Origin of the sequence: Photobacterium lucens (assembly GCF_009873615.1) — a bacterium.
Lineage (GTDB): Bacteria > Pseudomonadota > Gammaproteobacteria > Enterobacterales > Vibrionaceae > Photobacterium > Photobacterium lucens.
The window spans coordinates 1-7,353 of sequence record NZ_SSMG01000455.1 but is presented as its reverse complement, the minus strand read 5'-3'; the positions used below and the strand labels follow the sequence as shown (position 1 = coordinate 7,353).

Annotated in this window: 5 protein-coding genes; 1 reads left to right on the top strand and 4 read right to left on the bottom strand. The window is 40.0% G+C overall.

Translation table 11 applies throughout. From position 1 onward, the window contains the following. Nucleotides 1–433: 433 nt before the first annotated feature. Nucleotides 434–1,813, bottom strand: a complete 1,380-nt coding sequence (locus E5A76_RS18540) for an ATP-binding protein (protein WP_161119830.1) — start codon at nucleotides 1,811–1,813, stop codon at nucleotides 434–436. Nucleotides 1,814–2,292: 479 nt separating this feature from the next. On the opposite strand from E5A76_RS18540, the gene E5A76_RS18535 reads away from it, so the two are divergent. Further along, on the top strand, nucleotides 2,293–2,931 hold the full coding sequence (locus E5A76_RS18535; RefSeq protein ID WP_237458805.1) for a hypothetical protein: 639 nt from the start codon (nucleotides 2,293–2,295) through the stop codon (nucleotides 2,929–2,931). A 101-nt stretch (nucleotides 2,932–3,032) separates the two neighbouring features. Here the strand turns inward: E5A76_RS18535 and E5A76_RS18530 are convergent, their stop codons facing one another. The 3 genes from E5A76_RS18530 to E5A76_RS18520 all read right to left on the bottom strand — a co-directional run bounded on the left by E5A76_RS18530 (nucleotide 3,033) and on the right by E5A76_RS18520 (nucleotide 7,203). Next, complete coding sequence (locus E5A76_RS18530; protein WP_107165854.1) at nucleotides 3,033–3,698, bottom strand: response regulator transcription factor; 666 nt, start codon at nucleotides 3,696–3,698, stop codon at nucleotides 3,033–3,035. Nucleotides 3,699–3,874: 176 nt separating this feature from the next. Continuing rightward, nucleotides 3,875–5,221, bottom strand: coding sequence for an ABC transporter substrate-binding protein (locus E5A76_RS18525; protein ID WP_161119828.1), 1,347 nt, complete (start codon nucleotides 5,219–5,221; stop codon nucleotides 3,875–3,877). Nucleotides 5,222–5,223: 2 nt separating this feature from the next. Further along, complete coding sequence (locus tag E5A76_RS18520; RefSeq protein WP_053989148.1) at nucleotides 5,224–7,203, bottom strand: HAMP domain-containing methyl-accepting chemotaxis protein; 1,980 nt, start codon at nucleotides 7,201–7,203, stop codon at nucleotides 5,224–5,226. Nucleotides 7,204–7,353 lie beyond the last annotated feature (150 nt).

Genomic DNA, 7,353 nt, shown 5'->3' with positions numbered 1-7,353 from the left:
ACGAAACATAATTCATTAAAATTGAAATTTTAAATTGGGTTTTATGCTTTTTGAGAATTTAACACTCAAATAATTAACAGTTATTTTTCAATTTTTTCGACACCTATAAACTGACTTAAAACAAAATATTTAATTTGATATAAATCAATAAAAAATGTCTTACAAAATCATATCTCGTCCGTTGGAGCAAATTTAAAACAATTTGCTCAATCCATCTAATTCTAAATATCTATTGCTTCAATAGGTTTGAATTATCAATCAATTAAACCTTTATCAGTTTATATACCAAATAGGAATTTGGTAACATCACCAGCAATTTACCAAATAGGAATATCCTTTATAAAAAACGGACAATAAATAAAAAAGCAGATGACTTTCCCAAGAAAATCATCTGCTCAATAGTCATATTTGTGCTGTGTTTTAAGCTAAGTTTTTACTGGTCATCATTAACAGGGAAATAAAGTATTATTTTCAATCCCCCACTTTCTAAATTACAGGCTTCAACTTTGCCTTTCATCGCATGCATGGCTTCTTTCACTATCGCCAGCCCTAAACCATAACCACCGGATGACTTATCACGTGCACCTTCAATCCGTGTAAAGGGATCAAAGATATGTTTTAAGTGCTGTTCTGGGATCCCATTACCGTTATCTTTAACCGTGATCGTAACGTAGGATTGCTCATCAAGCTGAACTTTAGCCGTTTTAATACAGATAGTTGCATTGTCACCAGCATATTTAATCGCATTACCTATTAAGTTTTTGATCGCACGAACTAATAAACGTGTATCGGCATGAACCAAAGGCAATTCGCGCTCAAAAAACGTTTCAATCGTCTGATTACGACCTTTTAATATTTGGCACTGCTCTGCGGTAGAACTACAGAAACTTTGTACATCAACAGGAATTAAATGGATTTTTGCAGTGGCATTTTCAAACTGGCTAAATTCTAAAATTTCCGAGACCAATTCATTCATTTCTTGCGATTCTTGCTCTAAACGATCCACTAAGTGTAAATATTCTGGTGCGGTCCGTTTTCGCAATAAATGCAGTGAAAGATTATGTCTAGCTAATGGTGTTCTTAATTCATGAGAAACATCACGGATTAATCGACGCTGCTTTTCTGTTAATAGTTGTATTTGATTTGCCATATTATCGAAATCTGTCGCCAACTCATTAAACTCTTTAACACTATCTCCTAGCGCATGAGTAACACGAACCGAAAAATCACCGTTGGCTAAATCACGACTAGCATGGCGCAGCGTATCTAACGGCTGCTTTAAATAACGAGCGATAATGTAGGAAAACATCAAGGTGATCATTAGTGCTATCACCACTTGGATTAACCCAAAATACAGTTTGAAATGCTTTGCTGGGTGTAATTGATGCGGTAATTGCACCACCAATTTATTGCCGTTTTTAAGTGGGATCATAAAAACAGGCTGATTAACACGAGAATCTAAAATCGTATTTAATGTTCTGGCATATTTGAGCTTAAATTCAAAGTGTGGGTGCATTTCTCTAGTGCTGAGTTCATCATTATTTTGATCAAGTACAAAAGCATAATACTTCTGTTTCTCTTCCCACTGTTTTAACGATGCCGGGCTGTTTAGCGCAATCACAGGTTCAACGTCAACCGCCATATTCATGATGTCATGCTGTACCCGATATGGCACATGCAGCATGGTTTTAACTAGGGCAATTTCAGCAAGATTCTGTAAACCTAATATCAGCAATAACCCAATCGTAAAGTAGGAAAAAAGACGGAACACTAAACTTTTTTTAGGCTGCGGTACGCTTCGTCTCACTTTCATTGCACTTATTACACTCACCGATTTTTCTCTCTCTACTTATATACCCAAGTAACTTCAAGATGCTATGTTCAGCGAGACGACCTTAGTTCTCAGGCGCGGCAACGATTCGAAGATATAGTGGTTCTACATTGAGAATCGTTAACAAAGTCTGAGAGCTAAGGACGCTCGCCCTTTGGGAGCGTGTCACTGAGCCGACTTCTTGCGTCAAACAACTTGGAAAGAGCTCGCTATTCCGCTTCGTTGTCTTCCTTGAATTCAACTCAGTGACCTCGCTCTGAATCAGGCATATTGAAGTCACTTGGGTATAACTACTTTCTTCAATCTAAGATTGAGTGCTAACACCGTTCACAAAAACTCGCCTTTAAATAGACGAGTTACCATTTTTGCATAACAATAGAGTTAGGTTATTACTTTGTATTCTTAACAAAAGCGCATAACCTTACTCTTCTTAGCCATTCATCAAAGTAAAAGGACGTTCTATGATGAAGACGTTACTCGTATTATTAGCCCTGCTGCTAACTGGGTGTTCTTCAGGGTTACAAATCTCCGTTCCAGATAGCTATTTTGAACAAAACAAAGCTACGGGCTATTTGGTTGGATCGTTAGGCGCAAATACCGAATGGCCGAAAACAGGTAAAAACCTGATCACGACTATCAATATTCGCCCTGTCGACACTGCTAACAGTACTGCAAGTAACATGGATGACGTTATTACCATCACCAATAACAATGAAGATGGGCATTTTGAAAACCCGAATGTTAGCGGTCATCTATTTAGTATTGAGTTACCCGTTGGTGAATACGAAATTTTCAGTATCAAGCTTGAAGGCTCGGACGGTAACAAAACCCTAACGTCACAAAATAACAAAGATATGCATGTGCGCTTTGAAATTGAGCCGAATAAAGCAAGCTATATCGGACAATTTTTAGCAGTTAGCCGTATTGCGAAAAGTGATCTGTGGAACCTGCAATACCCAAGTGGCTATGGCTACTTACAACATAGCTATGATCAGTCACGTGATGAGTTACTGTTCGCTGAGCATTACCCTGAAAACAAAGCTATGCCGTTTAACCTGGCGTTACTGACTTTCTCAAATAACCGTGTACTCAAAAACTAATCTCAGCAGCACTAACCATTCAAATAAGGCGATCTAATGATCGCCTTATTTATTGCGTTCTAGTTTATTCACTGTCTCTTAGATACTCACCTTAACAGGCTTTATTCCGACACACAGGCTGAATAACTATAGCCTCTACCTCGTACGGTTTTTATGTGCTGTTTAGACATTCCAGCTAACACCATCTTTCGACGTATATTACTGATATGCATATCTAGATTTCGGTCAAACGGGCTTAGTTCTTTCTTTAGTACCACTTTTTGTAACTCGGCTTTCGAGATCACAATGTCGTTATGCTTAATCAGATACTTGAGTAAATCCATCTCAGTCCCCGTTAAAGGTAAACGCGCTAACTGACTTTCCAGCGCTGGTGTACTTGATGGTAAACATTGTCGCTGACGCTCAAGACCAACACGGCGGAGCGTAACCGTAATACGTGTTAATAACTCTTCAACTTTAAACGGTTTCACCAAAAACTGATCTGCGCCAGCTTGAAGCCCATCTAGCATGGTAGTTTCATCACCCAGCGCGGTAAGCATTACAATCGGTGTGGCAAAACGTTGACAAATACGCCTTGCTACCTGCATACCGTCCAAGTTCGGTAACATAACATCGAGTAAAACCAGATCAACACCCGTCGATTGCAAATAGTCCATTGCAGATTCACCACAATGAACACAACTGACCTCATGCCCCTCATCTTCAAGCACTTCTGTTAGCAATGCACACAATTGAACATCATCATCGACAACTAATATTTTTGACACAACAACTTACCTAGAATTGAAGACGTTGCATATTAATCACCAAACCATCAAATAACAACAATAAAGATAACCATTCTCAATATCAATTGTAAAAATTTACAACTAAACAAAAAAAGCGATGATCTCATTCGAAATCATCGCTTTATTAATGTGTTTAATGGCTGTTATGTAAACAACTATTCTTGGCAGATCAAGCTCGCTACTTTGGCTTCTCGTTGTGGTACATACCACTCATCTAATCCAGATTGAACCAACTCTGTTGCTTGCATCGGTGTCATCGTGCCATTTAGCACTGCCACACTGGCTTGATCGATTTGAGCTTCAAAATTGGTTTTACCACGAGATAAGATCTGCGCTGAGCTACGAATTGTTGAATCACATTCGTTACGCCACGCCATCATCTCTTTTGCTATCGGGTTTTCCACATCAAAGAAGTGGTTAGATAGCGAGAAGAAACCCGGTATTGCGTTGGTTAATAACTCGGCATATTCAGCTGTTGTCATCCACTCCAACAAGGCTTTCGCCGCTGGGTTATTCTCTGCTTTCGTATTCAACCCCATACCAATATCGGTGTGATCACTGAAGTAACATTCATCGCCTTTGTTCTCAACTGGTGGTGGGAAAACACCAAAATCTAGTTGACCGGTAAAGGTACTAATATCCCAAGAACCCGCAGGATAAATAGCTGCTTTACCTGTTTTAAATAGCTCGATGGAATCTGCATATTTACGCGTTTGATAACCTTGACCTAAAAAACGTCCCCAATTTGCCAACTCTTGGAATACTTGTTGATATTGTGGGCTGTTAAAACGCTCAGAGCCATTGATCAAACCTAAACGACCATCTTCCCCTTTCCAGTAATTAGGACCAATATTTTGAAAGCCCATTGTGCCCGCTTCCCACTTATCATTGGTTCCCATTGCAAGAGGAATATACTGACCGTTATTTTTGATCATATTAAGGATATGATTAAACTCTGCGGTGGTTTTCGGCACGCTTAAATCAAGCTCTTTAAAGACTTTTTTGTTGTAGAAAAAGCCGTGGATCACCGATGCCATTGGTAAACAAAAGGTCTGCGCACCTGAATCAGTTTGCCAAGGGCTAAGCGCAAAACTTGGGAAGTTCTCCATCCCCGGCATTTCGGTAATATCGCTTAAGTGCCCTTGTTTAAACAGTGCAAGTGAACCATCAAATGGACGACAAGCGATCAAGTCTCCTGCTTTACCCGTTGCTAAGTTGGTGTTTAATTCATCTTGAAATGCCGTTAAGCCTTCAGGCGAACGATAGGTCACTTTAATATTTGGATAATGTTTGTTAAACGCAGGAATGATCTTATCTTTCCAAATCGCATCATCTTGTCGCCAAGAGTCCACTAATACCGTACCACTAAGTGATGCTTTTTGAACCTCAGCCAACGCAGACATTGGAGCAACAGCAGCAAGCGATACACTCGCTGCGATCAGGCTACGACAAAGTGTTGATTGAACCTTTGTATAAATAAAAGTAGAAGTTGTCTGTTTCATGTTTATACCTTAAATCGTTCAATCAATTGGCGTTGCTCTGCGGCTAACTTAGATAATGCTTCACTGCTGGTTGCTGATTCACGCGCTTCCGACTCTGCGTTATACGCTACGTTGGCAATACCGTTAATGTGCTCTGCGACATCTTGGCTTACAGAGATCTGCTCAGCCGTTGCATGGGCAACTTGCTCAGCCATTTCAAAAATCAAACGCATACGATCAGCAATGGTTTGTAATGCTTCATCTGTTAAACGGGTTTGTTCAACACATTGCTCGGTTTGTTTATGGCTACGCGCCATAACCGATGTCACCATCTCTGCACTTTGTTGAAGATTTTCAATCATCTCATTGATTTCTTCTGTTGATTGCTGAGTACGATTTGCTAATGCACGCACTTCATCCGCAACCACAGCAAAACCACGACCTTGCTCGCCTGCACGCGCCGCTTCAATCGCTGCATTCAATGCCAATAAGTTAGTTTGTTCTGCAATGCCACGAATAACATCTAAGATACTGCCGATATTAACAGTAAAGGTTTCTAGCTTACGGGTAATGTCTACCGCTTCTGTAATATCAACGGAAAGCTGCTCTGTGATATTGCGGCTTGTTAACACTAAATCACGACCTTGTTGTGCCGCTTGATTCACTTCATTAACTTCGTTAACCGTTAGATCAGAAGAGCGTGAGATCTCTTTCGCACTCACTTCAAGCTCAGAAATCGCAGCAGCCACTTGATCAGTACGCTGCTTTTGATCTTCCACTCGGCTCATTGCCTGCTCACTCGTAACAGCCGTTTTCTTCGCTTCTGTTACTAGCTGCAATGAACCATCATTAATCTTGGTTAAAATCTCTGTCATGCTTTCAGAAAGCTGATCAATGGAACGTGATAAGGCACCAAATTCACAAGATGATTGGTAGTTAGTACGCTGCGTCATATCGCCTGCAGTCATCTTACGTAGGACTGCGTTAATACGAGCCAATGGCGTATGAATACTTTTCGCTGTGGTAAAGGCAATGATCAGTGCAATCGCACCTGAAATTAAACACGCAATCACAATACTGTAAGTGGCTTGATTCGCTGCCGCATCTGCCGCATTACGGCTGTTGTAAGCATTACTACTTGCGTATTGCATGTAGTCATTTAGTGCCGTTTGTGTAAGTACAACTTGCTGGTTAGATTGTTGGCTTAGGTTAGCGAGTTCGCTTTCAAGACGATTGTTTTGCTCCATGACAGCCAGCAGCCCATCTTTACCTAAAGCTAAATCATGAACACGCTGTAAGTTACGAGCATAGCGAGCTTTGACATCTTCAGGCACGTTAATACGCTCAAGACCTTGTTTGGCAAGCTCAATATCTTTTGCTAACACTTTACTTAATTTAGCAAAATCGGTGTTTTTATCTGCACGACGAACGTTTTTCAAATCACGGCTAATACCACTGGTGATAAGCTCTGCACGATTACTTAACGAGCGTTTCACACTGGCACGTTGCAGTAATAAGTTTGCCGCCCATTGATAGGTATCTTCTAACCGTAAAAAAGATAAGTTTAAATCAGTTAAACGATCATTCACCGCTACCCATTTATTTTGGGTATCTATAGTTTGTTGAGATAGCTCAAAAAACTTATCAGCTGCTACTAACGCTGTTGATAGCTTTTGTTTGGCTTCGCTATCAATGGCATTTTTTAACGCTTGCTCTTTCGCAGTACGGAATTCATTCTGCGCAGAATCCACAGCAGCTTTACGCTCGGCTAATAAAGCAGAAGATGAGGTTGTACGGTAATCAATAACGGTTAACTGATTTTCACGAAGACTAGCTAATAATTGACTCGCAGAAATTACCATAGGTGTGGAAACCTCAGTAACATCTTTTAGTCGATCATGGATTCGGTTGGTGTTGATATAACTAATGCTTCCAACAACGGCAATAAGAATAAACATTATTATAAAGCCGACGATGGTGCGCTGAACTATTGATAATGACATAAGAGACTTCTATTTATAATTTAATCACGCCGTAGCTGATCCTGAAACGGTTACTTTCAATATACTTTTTTCACTGCTCTAAATAAAAAAATTAGAACAGAATCAATATCAAGATCACACTTTATTGCTTCTAAAGTCTTTCAGGTATTT